Here is a 16,955-nt window from a genome sequence, read left to right on the forward strand (position 1 = left end):
ATAGAGTCAGCATAATCATCTGCTTTTGCGATCCCTCCTTGCTTTAAAACGTTATAAGCGTTTAAATTGCCCCCCTACGGTCGCAGACAGACTGTTTTTGCGTGGTAATTCAAAAAACAATTCTTTTCCACGCCGCTTTGGGAGCATATCCCGCTGAGTTTACTGACAATGGCCGCTGTATCATCCCCAGGGGAAAGGCGCGGTATTTATCCGTTTTTACAACACCACATCCACAGGCTGTAATGAATTTATGACCCATCAGTTAAAATCTCGCGACATCATTGCGTTGGGCTTTATGACCTTCGCGCTGTTCGTCGGCGCAGGCAATATTATCTTTCCTCCGATGGTTGGCTTACAGGCCGGCGAACACGTCTGGACCGCGGCTATTGGCTTTCTGATTACCGCCGTGGGTCTGCCGGTGCTAACGGTTGTGGCGCTGGCGAAAGTCGGCGGCGGCGTAGAGAGCCTGAGCACGCCGATTGGTAAAGTTGCCGGTATCCTGCTGGCGGTGGTCTGCTACCTTGCCGTTGGGCCGCTGTTTGCGACTCCGCGTACCGCCACCGTCTCTTTTGAAGTGGGGATTGCTCCGCTGACCGGCGACGGCCCGCTGCCGCTGCTGATTTACAGCGTTATCTATTTTGCCCTGGTGATCCTCGTTTCGCTCTATCCGGGCAAGCTGCTGGACACCGTCGGGAATTTCCTCGCGCCGTTGAAAATCATCGCTCTGATTATTCTCGCCGTTGCGGCGATCGTCTGGCCAGCCGGTCCGCTGAGCCACGCGATGGAAGCCTACCGTACCGCGCCATTCTCCAACGGCTTCGTCAACGGCTATCTGACCATGGACACCCTTGGGGCGATGGTCTTTGGGATCGTGATTGTCAACGCGGCGCGTTCTCGCGGCGTGACCGAAGCCCGCCTGCTGACCCGTTACACCGTCTGGGCTGGCCTGATGGCCGGTGTGGGCCTGACGCTGCTGTATCTGGCGTTGTTCCGTTTAGGTTCCGATAGCGGCACGCTGGTGGAGCAGTCCGCTAACGGCGCGGCGATTCTGCACGCTTATGTCCAGCATACCTTCGGCGGCGCGGGGAGCTTCCTGCTGGCAGCGCTGATCTTCATCGCTTGCCTGGTGACGGCGGTAGGCCTGACCTGCGCCTGTGCGGAGTTTTTTGCCCAGTATCTGCCGTTCTCCTATCGTACGCTGGTCTTTATCCTTGGCCTGTTTTCGATGGCGGTTTCCAACCTTGGCCTGAGCCACCTGATTCAGATTTCAATTCCGGTGCTGACGGCTATCTATCCGCCGTGTATCGCACTCGTGGTATTAAGCTTTACCCGTAGTTGGTGGCATAATTCGTCCCGCGTTATTGCCCCGGCAATGTTTATCAGCCTGATGTTTGGTATCATTGACGGCATTAAAGCGTCGGCGTTTGCAGAGATTTTGCCATCCTGGACCGCGCGTCTGCCGCTGGCGGAGCAAGGGCTGGCGTGGTTGATGCCAACCGCCGTGATGGTGATTCTGGCCGTTATCTGGGATCGCGCAGCAGGGCGTCAGGTGGCCTCCAGCGCGCACTAACCGACGCTTTACACAGGTGTTTAACCACGGGACTTCAGGTCCCGTGGTTTTTTGTTTTTTTGGTCATCCTCCCCGGTGCTTTGCCCCCGCGAAGGCCAGAGGAGAAAAACGGCATGGAACACGATGGAAAGTAGTAACAAGCTTAAGCGCGGGCTAAGTACCCGGCATATTCGTTTTATGGCGCTGGGGTCGGCAATCGGTACCGGCCTTTTCTATGGTTCGGCTGACGCGATTAAAATGGCGGGGCCGAGCGTTCTGTTGGCTTATATTATCGGCGGCGTCGCGGCCTACATTATTATGCGCGCGCTGGGCGAAATGTCGGTACACAACCCGGCCGCCAGTTCGTTCTCGCGCTATGCCCAGGATTACCTTGGCCCGCTGGCGGGCTATATCACCGGCTGGACCTACTGTTTTGAAATCCTGATTGTCGCCATAGCCGACGTCACAGCCTTCGGCATCTATATGGGGGTCTGGTTCCCGGCGGTGCCGCACTGGATCTGGGTACTCAGCGTGGTGCTGATTATCTGCGCCGTCAACCTGTTGAGCGTCAAGGTCTTCGGCGAGCTGGAGTTTTGGTTCTCCTTCTTCAAAGTCGCCACTATTATCATCATGATCCTCGCCGGTTTTGGCATCATTATCTGGGGGATCGGCAACGGCGGGCAGCCGACGGGTATCCACAACCTGTGGAGCAACGGCGGCTTCTTCAGCAACGGCTGGCTGGGGATGGTGATGTCGCTGCAGATGGTGATGTTCGCCTACGGTGGGATTGAAATCATCGGCATCACCGCCGGTGAAGCGAAAGATCCGGAGAAATCCATTCCGCGCGCCATTAACTCGGTGCCGATGCGTATCCTCGTGTTTTACGTCGGTACGCTATTCGTGATTATGTCTATCTATCCGTGGAACCAGGTCGGAACCAACGGCAGTCCTTTCGTTCTGACCTTCCAGCATCTGGGTATTACCTTTGCCGCCAGCATCCTGAACTTTGTGGTGCTGACCGCTTCGCTGTCGGCGATTAATTCCGATGTCTTTGGCGTGGGGCGTATGCTGCACGGTATGGCGGAGCAGGGCAGCGCACCGAAGATGTTTACCAAAACGTCCCGTCGCGGGGTGCCGTGGGTAACCGTGATGGTAATGACTATCGCGCTGCTGTTCGCCGTTTACCTTAACTACATTATGCCGGAGAACGTCTTTCTGGTGATCGCCTCCCTGGCGACATTCGCCACCGTCTGGGTGTGGATTATGATCCTGCTGTCGCAGATCGCCTTCCGTCGCCGTCTGCCGCCGGAAGAGGCGAAGGCGCTGAAGTTTAAGGTGCCAGGTGGAGTAACGACCACGGTGATTGGCCTGCTATTCCTGGTCTTTATTATCGGTCTGATTGGTTACCATCCTGACACCCGCATCTCGTTGTACGTGGGCTTTGCGTGGATTATTCTGTTACTGATTGGCTGGCAGTTTAAAACTCGCCGCGAGCGTAAGCTGGCGAAAGCCTAGTCCTTTTTGTTCTCTACTTGCCGGATACGCACGGGCTATCCGGCAAGCCGTTCCTCCACCCCCGCCATCCTCCCCCAATAATTCTGCCGACGATGAGTCATACGCCAGTACGCTATGGCAAGGTGTGCCCATTCTGCAAAGAGAGGAATAATGATGTTGAAGGCATGGCACCTCCCGGTTGCTCCGTTTATTAAGGAGCAGCCGGAACGACTGATTATCACGCTATGGTTAAGCGGCGAGGATCTGCCGCCGCGGGTCACGCTACGCGCGGAAGAAGATAACGAGGAGCTGTCGCTGCCGATGCGCCGCCTGCGGCAGGAACCGCATCCGGGCGTGGTGGCATGGCGCGGGGAAATCAGCCTCGTCAACGGGCTACCGCGTCGCCGCTACAGCTTCAAGCTGCTGTGGGCCGACCGCCAGCTGTGGTTCACTCCGCAGGGGTTCAATCGCTTTCCGCCGGCGCGGCTGGAGCAGTTTGCGGTTGATATGCCGGACAGCGGGCCGCAGTGGGTGGCCGATCAGGTGTTTTACCAAATCTTCCCTGACCGCTTCGCCCGCAGCCAGTCACGCGACGCCGGGCAGGATAACGTTTATTACCACCATGCCGCCGGTCACGATATTGTGCGCAAGGCGTGGGATGAGCCGCTAACCGGCGAGGCGGGCGGCTCTACCTTCTACGGCGGCGATCTCGATGGGATCAGCGAAAAACTGCCGTACCTGAAGCAGCTTGGCGTCACGGCGCTTTATCTGAACCCGGTATTTGTCGCTCCCAGCGTACATAAATACGATACCGAGGATTACCGTCGCGTTGACCCGCAGTTTGGCGGCGATGCGGCGCTGCTGCGCCTGCGTCACAACACGCAAAAAGAGGGGATGCGCCTGATCCTTGACGGCGTGTTCAACCACAGCGGCGATTCGCATGCCTGGTTCGACCGCCATCAGCGCGGTAGCGGCGGCGCCTGCCACAACGCCGATTCGCCGTGGCGCGACTGGTATAATTTTTCTCCCGAGGGCATTGCCCACGATTGGCTGGGATATGCCAGTCTGCCTAAGCTCGACTACCGGTCGGCGACGCTGATCGATGAGATCTATGGTGGAGAAGATAGCGTGGTGCGCCACTGGCTGAAAGCGCCGTGGAGCATGGACGGCTGGCGGCTGGATGTCGTGCATATGCTCGGTGAAGACGGCGGGGCGCGTAATAACCTGCGCCATATCGCCGGCATTACCCAGGCAGCGAAGCAGGAGCGGCCGGAAGCCTTCGTGTTCGGGGAGCATTTCGGCGACGCGCGCCAGTGGCTACAGGCCGACGTAGAAGACTCGGCGATGAACTACCGCGGCTTTACCTTCCCGCTATGGGGCTTTCTCGCCAATACTGATATCTCCTACGACCCGCAGAAAATCGATGCGCAAACCTGCATGGCGTGGATGGACAACTATCGTGCCGGACTGTCGCATCAGCAGCAGCTGCGGATGTTCAACCAGCTTGATAGCCACGATACCGCGCGCTTTAAGTCTCTGTTGGGTAAAGATGTTGCGCGTCTGCCGTTGGCGGTGGTGTGGCTGTTCAGCTGGCCTGGGGTACCGTGCATCTACTACGGCGATGAAGTGGGCGTGGATGGCAATAACGATCCGTTCTGCCGTAAACCCTTCCCGTGGGATCCGGCTTTGCAGGATGGCGAACTGCTCGACCTGTACAAGCGCATGAGCAAACTGCGTAAGGCTAATCAGGCGCTACGCTACGGCGGCTGTCAGGTGATCTATGCTGAAGAGAACGTGGTGGTGTTCGTGCGAGTCTATAAGCAACAGCGCGTGCTGGTGGCGATTAACCGCGGCGCGGCCTGCGAGGTGGTGGTAGAAGATTCGCCGCTGCTTGACGTTCACGGCTGGCAGTTGAAAGAGGGCGCCGGTGATCTGCACGAGAGCGTGCTGACGCTGCCAGCGATCTCCGCCAGCGTGTGGTTTAGCCGTTAGTCATAGAGCTGGCTCAGGCTCTCGCTCTGCAAAATGGCCTCGCGCCACCAGCGCTGGGCCAGTCCGTCATTACCGCTGCGCCAGGCCATATAGGTGATATCTTTCTCGCGGCACGAGATGACGGCCTTTTCGACCAGCTCGCCGCTTTCCAGCCACCGCCGGGCAATATGGCGCGGTAAAAAGCCGCAGCCCAGCCCGGCGCGCAAGAGTTCAACTTTACTGGCGAAATCATCCACGCGGATTTGCGGCTGTTCGTCGAGCAGGTTGCTGTTGAGCGGATGACAGTAGCGGGCGCTGTCGCTGATCACGACCGCGCGGTGCAGGCTGAGCTGCTTGTTGGTCAGCGGTTGGGTCGTTTGCGCCAGCGGGTGCCCCGGCGCGATGACGAAAATATTGTCCATGGCGCCGAGCATTTTCCACGACCACTCGGCGGAGGTTGGCGGTTCATTGATCGCCCCAAGAATAATATCCGCGCCGTTGTGGGTGAGCTCTTCCCACGAGCCCGCGAGGGTATGGTGGGTAAAGTTAAGCCGGGTTTGCGGGTGCTGGGCGTAGAAAGCATCGATCAGCGGCAGCAGCGCGCTAAACGGGAAAGAGTCATCCAGCGCGATAGCCAGATCCCGCTCCCAACCGGCGCTGAGCTGCACTGCCTGCTTTTCCAGATCCTTAGCGGCATTCAGCAGCAATCGACCCTTCTCCAGCATCATTCTGCCCGTATCGGTAAATTTAGCCCGGTGGCCGGAGCGATCCAGCAGAGTGATATTCAGATCGTTTTCCAGCTTTTGGATCATGTAGCTCAGCGCAGCTGGGGTCTTAAATAGCGATTCGGCGGCGGTGGCAAAAGAGCCATGTTTGTCCAGCGCGTCGAGAATTAACAGGACATCAAGATTCAGGCGCATGCGTCAGATTCCGGTAAAAATGAGTGCCTCCGTTTTACCGGAGCGCCCTGTTCAATTCCAGTGAATAATTTAGAACGGTTAACCGTAAAAATTTGATAAACATAATTTTGCTCGTTTTGTAATGGTTAATCTAATCGCCATAACTTTTCGCTTTGGAAATAAATTAGAAAAAAATCTTTAATAACTCGTTAGAAATTACTGACTATACTCACCATGCTTTATCAGTCAGGATCCAGACAGCTCAACGGCAACGGTAGTATCTTTTTAACTCATTGATTAACAGGATATGTTATGTCTATTCGTGAACTGATCGATCCCTCTAACTCGGCGCTTATTTTTATTGACCACCAGCCACAAATGGCTTTTGGTGTGGCAAATATTGACCGCCAGACCCTGAAAAATAATACGGTTGCTTTAGCCAAAGCAGGCAAAATTTTTAATGTCCCGGTAATTTATACTTCCGTCGAAACCAAAAGCTTCAGCGGCTATATCTGGCCGGAATTGCTGGCCGTACATCCTGATGTGAAACCCATTGAACGTACCTCGATGAACTCCTGGGAAGACGCGGCTTTTGTTGAAGCGGTAAAGGCGACCGGACGCAAGAAACTGATTATTTCTGCTCTGTGGACTGAAGTCTGCCTGACGTTCCCGGCGCTGATGGCGCTGGATGCGGGCTATGAAGTTTACGTGGTGACCGATACCTCCGGCGGCACCTCGGTTGATGCCCACGAACGCTCCATTGACCGTATGGTGCAGGCCGGTGCGGTGCCGGTGACCTGGCAGCAGGTGCTGCTTGAGTACCAGCGCGACTGGTCGCGTAAAGAGACCTATGACGCGGTGATGGATCTGGTGCGCGAGCATAGCGGCGCTTACGGCATGGGCGTGGATTACGCTTATACGATGGTGCATGGCGCGCCAGAGCGTAAAGCTTAAATACACTTCATCCTTCAAGCTGCCTCTTTGTTGGCTTCGTTTGCCCGCCCCGGTCACTGACTCATGTCAGCTCCCGGGGACGAACAACCTTGCCGCCTCGAGGCAGCATGAACGATTTTGTGCATTGTTGTTTATGGCTAATGGCGGGGATATCCCGCCATTCCCCTGAAGCAAGGAACTCTTAATGGCGCAGCAGAAATCGGTGACCCTGGTTATCAGTCATGTGCTCGACCCGGAGCATGGCCAACGGTATGAAGCGTGGCTGGGCAAAATTATGCCGATTGCGGCTGAATTTCCCGGTCATCTTGGCGCAAACGTGATTCGCCCGGCTCCCGGGCAGAATTTATGGAGCATTATCATTCGCTTCGACACCATTGAGCATCTTTACGCCTGGACCCAGTCGGAAACCCGGCGCGAACTGGTGGCGGAAATCGCACCGCTGCTGAGCGAAGGCGATCGTACCGAAGTCCGGACTGAACCGGCCTTCTGGTTTACGCCGCCTGCGGCGAATGTGCGCCAGCCGCGACGCTGGAAGCAATTTTTAATCACCCTGCTGGTGATTTTCCCCAGTACTAACCTGGTGCCGTCGATAACCGGAATGCTGTTGCCCTCGCTGAAGGGAAGCCTGCTGCTGCACCTCATCAATGATGCCTGTGTGGTCGCGCTGGTGGTCTGGTTCTGGATGCCCATCGTGACCCGTCTGTTTGCTGGTTGGTTAAAGAAAAACTGAGCCAGCCTCCTGAAGGAGAACGTTATGTCGCAAACTGCCACACTGATCCTGACTCACGGTCGGGTTCATACTCTCGATCGTCAAAATCCCCTGGCCGATGCGGTGGCGATCGCTGACGGTAAAATCCTCGCCGCCGGTAGTCACGATCGGATCATGAGTTTTGCCGCGGAAGGGACGCAAATTATCGATCTTAAAGGTCATACGGTGATCCCCGGTCTTAACGACTCCCACCTGCACCTGATCCGCGGCGGTCTGAACTACAACCTGGAGCTACGCTGGGAGGGGGTTCCCTCGCTGGCGGATGCGCTGCGGATGCTGAAAGATCAGGCCGATCGCACGCCGTCGCCGCAGTGGGTGCGGGTGGTCGGCGGCTGGAGCGAATTTCAGTTCGCCGAACGGCGGATGCCGACGCTCGAGGAGCTTAACGATGCGGCGCCGGATACCCCGGTATTTGTCCTGCACCTGTACGATCGCGCGCTGCTGAACCGCGCGGCGCTGAAGGCGGTGGGCTACACCAAAGAGACGCCGGATCCGGCGGGCGGCGAGATCGTTCGCGACGGCAACGGTAATCCTACCGGCATGTTGATTGCCAAACCCAACGCGATGATCCTCTACTCAACGCTGGCCAAAGGGCCGAAGCTACCGCTGGAACTGCAGGTCAACTCAACGCGCCAGTTTATGCGCGAGCTGAATCGTCTGGGGCTAACCAGCGCTATCGATGCCGGAGGCGGTTTCCAGAACTACCCGGAAGATTATGAAATTATTGAACAGCTGCACGCCAAAGAGCAGATGACCGTGCGGATCGCCTATAACCTGTTTACCCAGCGACCTAAGCAGGAGCTGGAAGATTTTGAGCGCTGGACCGATATGCTCAAGCCGGGACAGGGCACCGACTTTTACCGCGCCAACGGCGCCGGGGAGATGCTGGTTTTCTCGGCGGCGGATTTTGAAGATTTCCTGCAGCCGCGTCCGGACCTCCCGGAGGGAATGGAAGATGAGCTGGAGCGGGTGGTGCGCCACCTGGTAGAGCACCGCTGGCCGTTTCGCCTGCACGCCACCTACGATCAATCCATCAGCCGGATGCTCGACGTCTTCGAGAAGGTAAATCGCGAAATTCCGTTCAATGGTCTGCACTGGTTCTTCGATCATGCGGAAACCATCACCGAACGCAATATCGAACGCGTCAAAGCGCTGGGCGGCGGCATAGCGGTTCAGCACCGTATGGCTTTCCAGGGCGAATATTTTGTCGACCGCTACGGTAAAGATGCGGTCAAACATACGCCGCCGGTGGCGAAAATGCTCGAGCTGGACGTTCCGGTAGGGCTGGGGACGGATGCTACCCGCGTGGCGAGCTACAATCCGTGGACCGCGCTCTACTGGCTGGTTTCCGGACGTACCGTCGGCGGAATGGCGATGTACGACGACAGCAACTGCCTGCCGCGCGACGTGGCGCTGGAGCTGTGGACGGCGGGAAGCGCGTGGTTCTCAAGCGAGCAGGGTAAGAAAGGGCGCATTGAGCAAGGCCAGCTTGCCGATCTGGTGGTGCTGTCGAAAGACTATTTCAGCGTCGCGGAAGAGGAAATTAAGGGGATCGAGTCGGTACTGACGGTCGTTGACGGCAAGGTGGTGTACGCCGCCGGCCACTTTTCGCCGCTGGCGCCGCCGCCCATTCCGGTGCTGCCAGAGTGGTCACCGGTGGTGAAGGTGCCGGGTCATTACCGTTCCGCGCCGCCGACCGCCGCGAAAATCGGCGCGATAGTTCAGATGCACCAGTGCTGCGGCAGCTGCGGCGTACACGGGCATCAGCATGATATTGCGCGCCAGTCGGCGATTCCGGTTGCCGATGAGCAGGCGTTCTGGGGCGTACTCGGCTGCTCCTGCTTTGCGTTTTAGCACCAGCTCAACCCGCCCCGGTATTGTCCGGCGGCGGGTTCCCTTCCTGACGAAAGCGCTTGTCTTTCCGTTTTTTAATAGCGGTTCTGTGAACCAAAAAGCGCGATGCGCCGCGCAATCATTTCGCGTACCGGTTTCAGACCCTGATTAATCACTTTGCGCGGGTCGTTCACGTCATGACCGGTATCGGCGGCAAACAGGGCTTTCACCTCCTGACACCAGGCGTACATATTTTCGGTATTGACGTTGATTTTGGCCGTACCGCAGGCGATGGCTTTACGCATGTCGTCATCGGCAATACCGGTACCGCCGTGCAGGACCAGCGGAACATTGACTCGCTCAGAAATGGCTTTCATCTCCGTAAAACCCAGTTTGGCTTTGCCTTTATACAGTCCATGGGTCGAACCCAGCGCCGCCGCCAGGCAGTCAACCTGAGTTTCTTTCACCAGGGTGTAGCACTCCTCAGGGTCGGCGTAGATGACCGCCGAATTGACGATGCCATCTTCGCTTCCGGCAATCGTCCCCAGCTCCGCCTCGACGGAGATGCCTTTGCTGTGCGCCAGCGCAACCAGATGGCGAGTGATGGCGAGGTTTTCGCTGAACGGCAGATGCGAGCCGTCAAACATAATGGAGCTGAATCCGGCCTCGATAGCCGCCTCGCAGGCCTCGCGGGTGGTACCGTGGTCCAGATGCAAAGCCACCGGAATATCAATATGTAAATAATCCATGGCATTGACCACGATGTCATGAATACATTTTAATCCCAGCATATGTTTCACCGTACCGCCGGAAACGCCTAAAATAATGGGCGAGCGCAGTTGTTGTCCGGTACTTAATACAGCGCCGACCCACTCAAGATTATTAATATTGAATTGCCCTACGGCATAACCGTCCCGTAGGGCATGCTGAAGCATGTCCTTCATAGAAACTAACATAGTCACCTCGTGTTATTAATTAATAGCAATCATTCATCAAAATATTGCTTTAAGTTTCTTTCATAGCTATTTAAAGAATTGTGGACGACGGCAAGATCCGGCATCGATTCACGTACACCTTTTTTCTCAATAGAAATAGCGGCGGTGAGGCTGGCGAATAAAATAATATTGTCAATGTGCCAGGAGTAGTGAACGCCGTAGGTAAAAGCGCCATGGAATACGTCTCCCGCGCCGGTGGTATCAACAGCATTGCACAGCCAGGAGGGAACTATTTGCAGCATCCCGCTCTTTAAAAATGCGCAGCCTTTTTCACCAAGAGTAATAAAGGCTTCGCCGCGGCAAATTTTATTAAGCTCAATGAGCGCCGCCTTAATTTCTGCTTCTGTACTCAGGGCGCGATATCCCATATAGTCCCGGGCAAAATGTTCACTCACCACAAAATAATCGGTCCAGGCCGCCAGCTTAATATTACTGGCGCGTAGTGAGCCGCCATCCATGACTACCCGGGCGTTTGGCAGTTTCTTAATTAAATACTCGCTGATCTCGGCTTCATGGCCATCCACTAATAGCGTTACCGGTTCTTCAGCGGCGATGAGCCGTTCGGCTAAATCATCGAGCTTGAGCTTCTGATCGTAGGTCAGCGACGGCGGCGTCTGCATTTTACGGGTGATGATCGTCCGCGAACCCGTCAGGCGATTGACCAGCACCGAAGCCAGGGGGGTGATCATTTCATCAGAAAAGACCACCTGACTGGTATCAACGCCCGCTTCGGCAAATTCAGCAATAATTCGCTGGCCGTAAAGATCCTGATTCAGATGGCCGATGTAATAGACATCCTCCCCCCATAGCCCCAACAGCCATGCCGCATTCGCTGCCGGCCCGCCGCCGCTTTCAATAAAGTCGTGACAGAAATTTTTGGTATTCTCCTGCGGCCATTCATTTAAAAAGAAAAACTGATCAAAACATGAAAACCCGATGGACAAGATAGCCATAACCACTCCTGATTATTTTGTCAGCTGCGGGAAGAGAGGCTCCTTCCCGCAGGGAAAAATGAAACCGCTTATTCATTTTTCTTATCCGCAGTGAGCTCCTCATAGCTGAGCGTGTCACCGACCACGCGTACTGAACGAAAGCAGAATGGCACCAGCAGTGCGACGATCAGTGCCAGACAAATCAAATAGATAGTAATCTGGCCAAACTGGGTGAAAGCGTTGCCGATGATGATGCCCCAAACCGCGAAGTCGAAGTCGGCGAAGGTGCTATTTTCAAAGCCCAGATTACCCAGCGCCGGCAGCAGCATCGCCGGAAGGAATGCAAGGAAGATACCGCCGATAAATGAGGCGATGATGCAGCCGCGTTTACCGCCCAGCTTATCGGCGAAAACACCGGAGGTGCCGCCGCAGAAGAAGTGCGGCACCATGCCCGGAATAATCAGCGCCATACCCAATCCGCCAAGAAAAAGCATGCCGACCAGTCCACCAATGAACGAGCTGATAAAGCCGACGACGACCGCGGTTGGGCTAAAGGTGAAGAATACCGCGCAGTCAACGGCGGGGATGGAGTTGGGGATCAGCTTCTGGCTAATTCCCTGGAACGCAGGTACCAGATCGCCGAGGATCAGCCGCACGCCGTTGTAGACGATAGCGACGCCAACCGCAAACTGCAGGCCGGTCAGGACAGAGAAGATCAGCATATTTTGATCCGTAATGGTGCTGAGATACTCGCTACCGGCGACGGCGCTGCATACAAAGTAGATGACGAACATGACGATCCCGGTGGTGACCGTGGTATCGCGCAGAAAGCCCCATTTCTCTGAGATTTCGGTATCGGCGAACGAGTTCGCCGGGTTGCCGGTTTTGGTGGCGATCCACGCTGAAATGTAGTAGCCCAGAGAACCAAAATGTCCCATCGCAATACCGCCATCTTCGGTGACCTGCTTGGTATAGCGTTGGCCAATGGCCGGAGATATCGCCGACCATGAGCCGAGCAGGAATCCGCCGATGAGCACCAGCATCCAGCCGCGGAATTCCGCCGCCTGTAGCACCGCTGAGAACAGACAGGCAAGGAAGAAAGAGTGATGGCCGGTAAGGAAGATATATTTATACTTAGTGCAGCGGGCAATAAGCAGGTTAAAAATAAAACCTAACAGTAGAATACTCATGGTTTCTACGCCCAGCACCTTCTGGGCGACGGAGACAATGGCCTCGTTGTTAGGAATAACGCCACGGATATTAAACCCGGCTTCGATAATCCCACCCAGCGGATTGAGGTTAGCAACGATAACCCCTGCGCCGGCGCTTAGCATTAAATAGCCCAGGATAGGCTTTAAGGTGCCGGTGAGTAATTTATTTCCGGGGGAGCGCAGCGCCACTAAACCGACAAATGCGATAATCCCCATCAGAAATGCGGGTTGACTAAATATTTCCGATAAGAAACTAAGAATAGCCTGCATGATCGTTCCCTCAATAATGATTAAGAGTGAGTCGCAGCAATTTTGGTGAGTGCTTCGGTAATATCCTCGGCGATTTTCGCTTTATGCACGTAGCTGCGAATAATGGCGACATTACAATGCGCAGGAAATTGGTTTGCCAGCTCTTTAATTGTGACGTAAAGGTCAGCTTTTTCTCCAACAGCGTTGGCAAAATCAACGGAGGCGACGTCGGCTTTAATACCCAATTCATCACAGATCTTTTTGACATTATTCGCAGCCATTAATGAACTGCCAATACCGTTACCACAAACTGTTCTGATAACTAACATAATGACTACTCCATTTGTTGTTGGATGAAATGTAATACTGAATCGATATCATTGGCCTGCTGAAGGAAGGTCACAATGTCAGACTCAATCAGCGAGGCTATTAGCTGAATCATTTTTATGTGGCTATCGGCATCCGCGCCGGCGATGGCGATGATGACGTTAACCGGATCAAACTCCTCATGGCCAAAGACGATTGGCTGCCTGCTGGTGACTAAAGAGAAGCCCGTGCGCAAGGCGCCTTTTTCTGGCCGGGCATGAGGCATCGCCAGGCCGTAGTCGATAACAATGGCGGGACCAAAATCCTGATAGACCTCGACCATTTCATTCACATATTCCGGATGACATATATTTTGTTGAGTCAGCAGCTTTCCGGCGAATTCGATACCCTGTACGGCGTTGGAAATATCCTGCTTAAGCGCAACCAGTTCAGCGTTAAAAATAATATCCATCATCCGATCCTTACTGGGTTCATATTCTTGAACTCGATCATGACCAAATATATCAATAAAAATTATGGGTTAGATCACAGATGGATTTTTAAATATTGAAGTCGATCACACTGACGGCAAAAGTGAATTACTTTATCGGTTCTGAGGTTTTTTATTATCTTGTTTAATATCAATTGGTTGTGTTTTTTCTTTTTGCCGGTAAGAAAATGGGAGCAGGAGCTAATGGTTAAATCGCTGAATTTAAAATGAAGAAATGTAATACTCATCACAAATATTGGGCGGTTTTTTTTACAAAGTTTGAACGAGATACCAAAAAAAGCCCTGACGGAGGATCTTACTTATTCGTGACATCAATATTTGTATGCTGATGAGTTAAAAAGCTGTGGCGAGCGGGTAACTCCAGGCGGTAAAAACAAAAAAGGCCCGCATCTGCGAGCCTTTTGCTGAACGTTTGCCGATTACAGGCTGGAAACGTTCTCGGTCAGGTATTTAGCCACGCCTTCCGGAGAAGCGGCCATCCCTTCTTTTCCTTTTTCCCACTGCGCCGGGCAAACTTCGCCGTGCTCTTCGTGGAACTGCAGCGCGTCAACCATGCGCAGCATTTCGTCGATGTTACGGCCCAGCGGCAGGTCGTTAACGACCTGGTGGCGAACAACGCCGTTGGCATCGATCAGGAAGGAACCGCGCAGGGCAACGCCTTCGTCCGGGTGCTCGATACCGTACGCTTTCTGGATTTCGCGTTTGATGTCCGCAACCATCGCGTATTTCACCGGGCCGATGCCGCCCTGGTCCACTGGAGTGTTACGCCATGCGTTATGGACGAACTCGGAGTCAAAAGAAACGCCAACCACTTCGACGCCGCGTTTCTGGAATTCTTCGTAGCGTTTGTCAAAAGCGATCAGTTCGGACGGGCAAACGAAGGTGAAGTCCATCGGCCAGAAGAACAGAACGGTCGCTTTACCGCTGGTATGCTGTTTGAAGTTGAATTTCTCAACGATTTCGCCGTTACCTAAAACTGCCGCCGCGGTGAAGTCCGGAGCCTGACGAGTAACCAGAACCATATGATTCTCCTGTTAATACTAAGGTTAATTGGAACGCAACGCGGGCAAGTATAGGGAGAGGGGCAGGGGAACTCAACGCGACGCTGACAATCGCTGAGATAGTTTTTGCCTATCAATCGTTATTTAAAAACGCTTTTCAGAATAGCCTTTTCCGCCAAAAGCGCAATCATTTATAGTTCGCGTTTTTCCGCCTGCGTCATCATCTGCGGATAAAAGCGCCAGAACTGCCGCTCAAGGCGATCGTAGTGGGTATCCAGATCCTGCCAGGAGTCGCGCAGGGCATCGAGTCGCGGGCGGCGGCTGGCCATCCCGTTCAGCACGCGCTGAATAAAATCCATATCCCGGTAACGTTCAAGCCAGCGCTCCGACCACAGATATTCATTGAGATTGATAAAGCGCGGCGGGGAGGCTGGGAGGATCGGCGTGACCTGGGCGTGAGCGTAGCGGACAAACTCCGGCAGCGGCAGTTCCGGCGACAGCTGCGCCCAGTGGCGTGACAAAAAATGGTCCCACATCACATCCAGCGTAATGGGGGCAACCCGGCGCGTTTCGGCGCGGAACCACGCTTTGGCTTCGGTGACTTCCGGCAGGTTATCGGTCAGCACATCGATCCGGCGGTGCATAAAGATGCCCTCCACGACGTCAGCCGGCCACTCATCAGCGGGGTTGCCGCGAACGAAATCGGCCAGCAAATTGCCGGAAAGGGAGCTATCGGCGAGATGAGCAAGATGCAGGTGCGCGAGAAAATTCATATAAACTTCATCCTTCAAACTGCCTCTTTGTCGGCTGCTGAGTTACTCGTCTCATCCATGAGACTGGCCCTTACGGGCCGCCGCTGCGCGGCGTTCAAATCTGTTCCTGGCAGATTTGTCACTCACTCAGTTGCTGTTTCGATGCATCTTGAATGATTTTGTGTATAGATTATGTTATTCATCCCGAGGGGTAAAGGTTGCAGGGATAACCTCCCGGCACTAGACTACCCGCCTCTTTATTAAGTCTGAGTTACCGTCATGCGCGTTGCCGATTTTTCCTTTGAATTACCTGAATCCCTGATTGCCCACTATCCGATGCCTGAGCGCAGCAGCTGCCGCTTGCTGTCATTAGACGGGCCGACAGGCGCGCTGACGCACGGTACTTTCACTGATTTACTCGATAAGCTCAACCCTGGCGATCTGCTGGTATTTAATAATACCCGCGTGATCCCAGCCCGTCTGTTTGGCCGTAAAGCCAGCGGCGGCAAGATTGAAGTGCTGGTTGAGCGGATGCTCGATGATAAGCGTATTCTGGCACATATTCGCGCTTCGAAAGCGCCGAAACCGGGCGCAGAACTGCTGCTCGGCGACGATGAAAGTATTAAAGCGACCATGGTTGCACGTCACGACGCGCTGTTTGAAGTTGAGTTCGATGACGCGCGCAGCGTGCTGGATATTCTCAACGCTATCGGCCATATGCCGCTGCCGCCGTATATCGATCGTCCTGACGAAGACGCCGACCGCGAGCTTTATCAGACCGTCTATAGCGAAAAACCGGGGGCCGTTGCCGCGCCAACCGCCGGCCTGCACTTTGATGAGCCGCTGCTGGCGAAGCTTCGTGAAAAAGGCGTGGAGATGGCCTTCGTCACGCTGCACGTTGGGGCCGGAACCTTCCAGCCGGTGCGCGTAGACAGCATTGAAGATCACATCATGCACTCTGAATATGCCGAAGTGCCGCAGGAGGTGGTCGATGCGGTGCTGGCGGCAAAAGCGCGCGGCAACCGGGTGATTGCCGTCGGGACGACGTCGGTGCGTTCGCTGGAAAGCGCGGCGCAGGCGGCAAAAAACGACCTGATTGAGCCTTTCTTCAACGATACGCAGATTTTCATCTACCCGGGCTATCAGTACAAAGTCATCGATGCGCTGGTGACCAACTTCCATCTGCCTGAATCGACGCTGATTATGCTGGTCTCTGCTTTTGCCGGCTATCAGCATACGATGAACGCCTATAAGGCTGCGGTAGAACAAAAATATCGCTTTTTTAGCTACGGGGACGCGATGTTTATCACGTACAATCCGCAGGCTATTTTTGAGCGTCCCTAAGAAGGCGATCTCACTCGCCATTTTGACGCCAGGCAGTAATCGCCATTCTCACGGACACGGCGTACGCTCCGGTGGCTGTGCGCTGAGCGATTGCAAACTGGCTGCGCCGATGACGCCTTCAGGAATTTATTAGCTATGGAATCATTCCGTAGCGAATCGTTAAACGTCAGACTGTTTTTCTGACG

The 16,955-nt window shown here is 54.7% G+C and carries 15 protein-coding genes; 7 read left to right on the plus strand and 8 right to left on the minus strand.

Features of this window, described 5'->3' with window-relative positions; all coding sequences use genetic code 11:
* Positions 1–250: 250 nt before the first annotated feature.
* From brnQ to malZ, 3 genes are all read left to right on the plus strand, one after another.
* The gene (brnQ, locus tag ABLV75_RS12545; RefSeq protein ID WP_004099403.1) at positions 251–1,570 is read left to right on the plus strand and encodes a branched-chain amino acid transporter carrier protein BrnQ; all 1,320 of its coding nucleotides are present in this window, start codon (positions 251–253) and stop codon (positions 1,568–1,570) included.
* 123 nt (positions 1,571–1,693) lie between these two features.
* Positions 1,694–3,064, plus strand: coding sequence for a proline-specific permease ProY (gene proY, locus ABLV75_RS12550; protein ID WP_004099404.1), 1,371 nt, complete (start codon positions 1,694–1,696; stop codon positions 3,062–3,064).
* Between the two features lie 153 nt (positions 3,065–3,217).
* On the plus strand, positions 3,218–5,035 hold the full coding sequence (gene malZ / locus ABLV75_RS12555) for a maltodextrin glucosidase (RefSeq protein WP_004099405.1): 1,818 nt from the start codon (positions 3,218–3,220) through the stop codon (positions 5,033–5,035).
* Here malZ and ABLV75_RS12560 read toward each other — a convergent pair.
* A complete protein-coding gene (locus ABLV75_RS12560; protein ID WP_004099406.1) occupies positions 5,032–5,934 on the minus strand; it encodes a LysR family transcriptional regulator in 903 nt (300 codons plus the stop codon). The genes malZ and ABLV75_RS12560 overlap by 4 nt on opposite strands.
* 291 nt (positions 5,935–6,225) lie before the next feature.
* Here ABLV75_RS12560 and ABLV75_RS12565 point away from each other — a divergent pair, with 291 nt between their 5' ends.
* The 3 genes from ABLV75_RS12565 to ABLV75_RS12575 all read left to right on the plus strand — a co-directional run bounded on the left by ABLV75_RS12565 (position 6,226) and on the right by ABLV75_RS12575 (position 9,490).
* Positions 6,226–6,867 (plus strand): hydrolase, encoded by a 642-nt coding sequence (locus ABLV75_RS12565; RefSeq protein WP_004099407.1) that lies wholly within the window; start codon positions 6,226–6,228, stop codon positions 6,865–6,867.
* A gap of 184 nt (positions 6,868–7,051) precedes the next feature.
* Complete coding sequence (locus ABLV75_RS12570; protein ID WP_004099408.1) at positions 7,052–7,597, plus strand: antibiotic biosynthesis monooxygenase; 546 nt, start codon at positions 7,052–7,054, stop codon at positions 7,595–7,597.
* 24 nt (positions 7,598–7,621) lie between these two features.
* Positions 7,622–9,490: an amidohydrolase gene (locus ABLV75_RS12575; protein ID WP_047720319.1), complete on the plus strand. Its 1,869-nt coding sequence runs from the start codon at positions 7,622–7,624 to the stop codon at positions 9,488–9,490.
* Between the two features lie 74 nt (positions 9,491–9,564).
* On the opposite strand, the gene fba is transcribed toward ABLV75_RS12575, so the two are convergent.
* The 7 genes from fba to acpH form a co-directional block, all read right to left on the minus strand.
* A complete protein-coding gene (gene fba / locus ABLV75_RS12580) occupies positions 9,565–10,425 on the minus strand; it encodes a class II fructose-1,6-bisphosphate aldolase (protein WP_004110975.1) in 861 nt (286 codons plus the stop codon).
* Between the two features lie 29 nt (positions 10,426–10,454).
* Entirely contained in the window at positions 10,455–11,417 is a 963-nt protein-coding gene (locus ABLV75_RS12585; protein WP_004099413.1) for a PfkB family carbohydrate kinase, read from the minus strand.
* A 68-nt stretch (positions 11,418–11,485) separates the two neighbouring features.
* Entirely contained in the window at positions 11,486–12,877 is a 1,392-nt protein-coding gene (locus ABLV75_RS12590; RefSeq protein ID WP_004099414.1) for a PTS ascorbate transporter subunit IIC, read from the minus strand.
* Between the two features lie 20 nt (positions 12,878–12,897).
* Entirely contained in the window at positions 12,898–13,185 is a 288-nt protein-coding gene (locus tag ABLV75_RS12595; RefSeq protein ID WP_004099415.1) for a PTS sugar transporter subunit IIB, read from the minus strand.
* 5 nt (positions 13,186–13,190) lie between these two features.
* Positions 13,191–13,634 (minus strand): PTS sugar transporter subunit IIA, encoded by a 444-nt coding sequence (locus tag ABLV75_RS12600; protein ID WP_004099417.1) that lies wholly within the window; start codon positions 13,632–13,634, stop codon positions 13,191–13,193.
* A 458-nt stretch (positions 13,635–14,092) separates the two neighbouring features.
* Positions 14,093–14,695, minus strand: a complete 603-nt coding sequence (locus tag ABLV75_RS12605) for a peroxiredoxin (RefSeq protein WP_004099418.1) — start codon at positions 14,693–14,695, stop codon at positions 14,093–14,095.
* Between the two features lie 170 nt (positions 14,696–14,865).
* The gene (acpH, locus tag ABLV75_RS12610; RefSeq protein WP_016808650.1) at positions 14,866–15,447 is read right to left on the minus strand and encodes an ACP phosphodiesterase; all 582 of its coding nucleotides are present in this window, start codon (positions 15,445–15,447) and stop codon (positions 14,866–14,868) included.
* Positions 15,448–15,705: 258 nt separating this feature from the next.
* Here acpH and queA point away from each other — a divergent pair, with 258 nt between their 5' ends.
* The gene (queA, locus tag ABLV75_RS12615) at positions 15,706–16,770 is read left to right on the plus strand and encodes a tRNA preQ1(34) S-adenosylmethionine ribosyltransferase-isomerase QueA (RefSeq protein WP_023320427.1); all 1,065 of its coding nucleotides are present in this window, start codon (positions 15,706–15,708) and stop codon (positions 16,768–16,770) included.
* Positions 16,771–16,955: the final 185 nt, after the last annotated feature.

This window comes from Klebsiella sp. CN_Kp066 (assembly GCF_040065135.1).
In the GTDB taxonomy this organism is placed as follows: domain Bacteria; phylum Pseudomonadota; class Gammaproteobacteria; order Enterobacterales; family Enterobacteriaceae; genus Klebsiella; species Klebsiella oxytoca.

What these genes read in the sequence shown, in the direction of transcription:
- proY (WP_004099404.1), top strand. Translation starts at nt 1,694, where the DNA reads ATGGAAAGTAGTAACAAGCTTAAGCGCGGGCTAAGTACCCGGCATATT.
- ABLV75_RS12605 (WP_004099418.1), bottom strand. Translation starts at nt 14,695, where the DNA reads ATGGTTCTGGTTACTCGTCAGGCTCCGGACTTCACCGCGGCGGCAGTT.
- ABLV75_RS12575 (WP_047720319.1), top strand. Translation starts at nt 7,622, where the DNA reads ATGTCGCAAACTGCCACACTGATCCTGACTCACGGTCGGGTTCATACT.
- ABLV75_RS12595 (WP_004099415.1), bottom strand. Translation starts at nt 13,185, where the DNA reads ATGTTAGTTATCAGAACAGTTTGTGGTAACGGTATTGGCAGTTCATTA.
- acpH (WP_016808650.1), bottom strand. Translation starts at nt 15,447, where the DNA reads ATGAATTTTCTCGCGCACCTGCATCTTGCTCATCTCGCCGATAGCTCC.
- malZ (WP_004099405.1), top strand. Translation starts at nt 3,218, where the DNA reads ATGTTGAAGGCATGGCACCTCCCGGTTGCTCCGTTTATTAAGGAGCAG.
- ABLV75_RS12560 (WP_004099406.1), bottom strand. Translation starts at nt 5,934, where the DNA reads ATGCGCCTGAATCTTGATGTCCTGTTAATTCTCGACGCGCTGGACAAA.
- brnQ (WP_004099403.1), top strand. Translation starts at nt 251, where the DNA reads ATGACCCATCAGTTAAAATCTCGCGACATCATTGCGTTGGGCTTTATG.
- ABLV75_RS12565 (WP_004099407.1), top strand. Translation starts at nt 6,226, where the DNA reads ATGTCTATTCGTGAACTGATCGATCCCTCTAACTCGGCGCTTATTTTT.
- ABLV75_RS12570 (WP_004099408.1), top strand. Translation starts at nt 7,052, where the DNA reads ATGGCGCAGCAGAAATCGGTGACCCTGGTTATCAGTCATGTGCTCGAC.
- ABLV75_RS12600 (WP_004099417.1), bottom strand. Translation starts at nt 13,634, where the DNA reads ATGGATATTATTTTTAACGCTGAACTGGTTGCGCTTAAGCAGGATATT.
- queA (WP_023320427.1), top strand. Translation starts at nt 15,706, where the DNA reads ATGCGCGTTGCCGATTTTTCCTTTGAATTACCTGAATCCCTGATTGCC.
- ABLV75_RS12585 (WP_004099413.1), bottom strand. Translation starts at nt 11,417, where the DNA reads ATGGCTATCTTGTCCATCGGGTTTTCATGTTTTGATCAGTTTTTCTTT.
- ABLV75_RS12590 (WP_004099414.1), bottom strand. Translation starts at nt 12,877, where the DNA reads ATGCAGGCTATTCTTAGTTTCTTATCGGAAATATTTAGTCAACCCGCA.
- fba (WP_004110975.1), bottom strand. Translation starts at nt 10,425, where the DNA reads ATGTTAGTTTCTATGAAGGACATGCTTCAGCATGCCCTACGGGACGGT.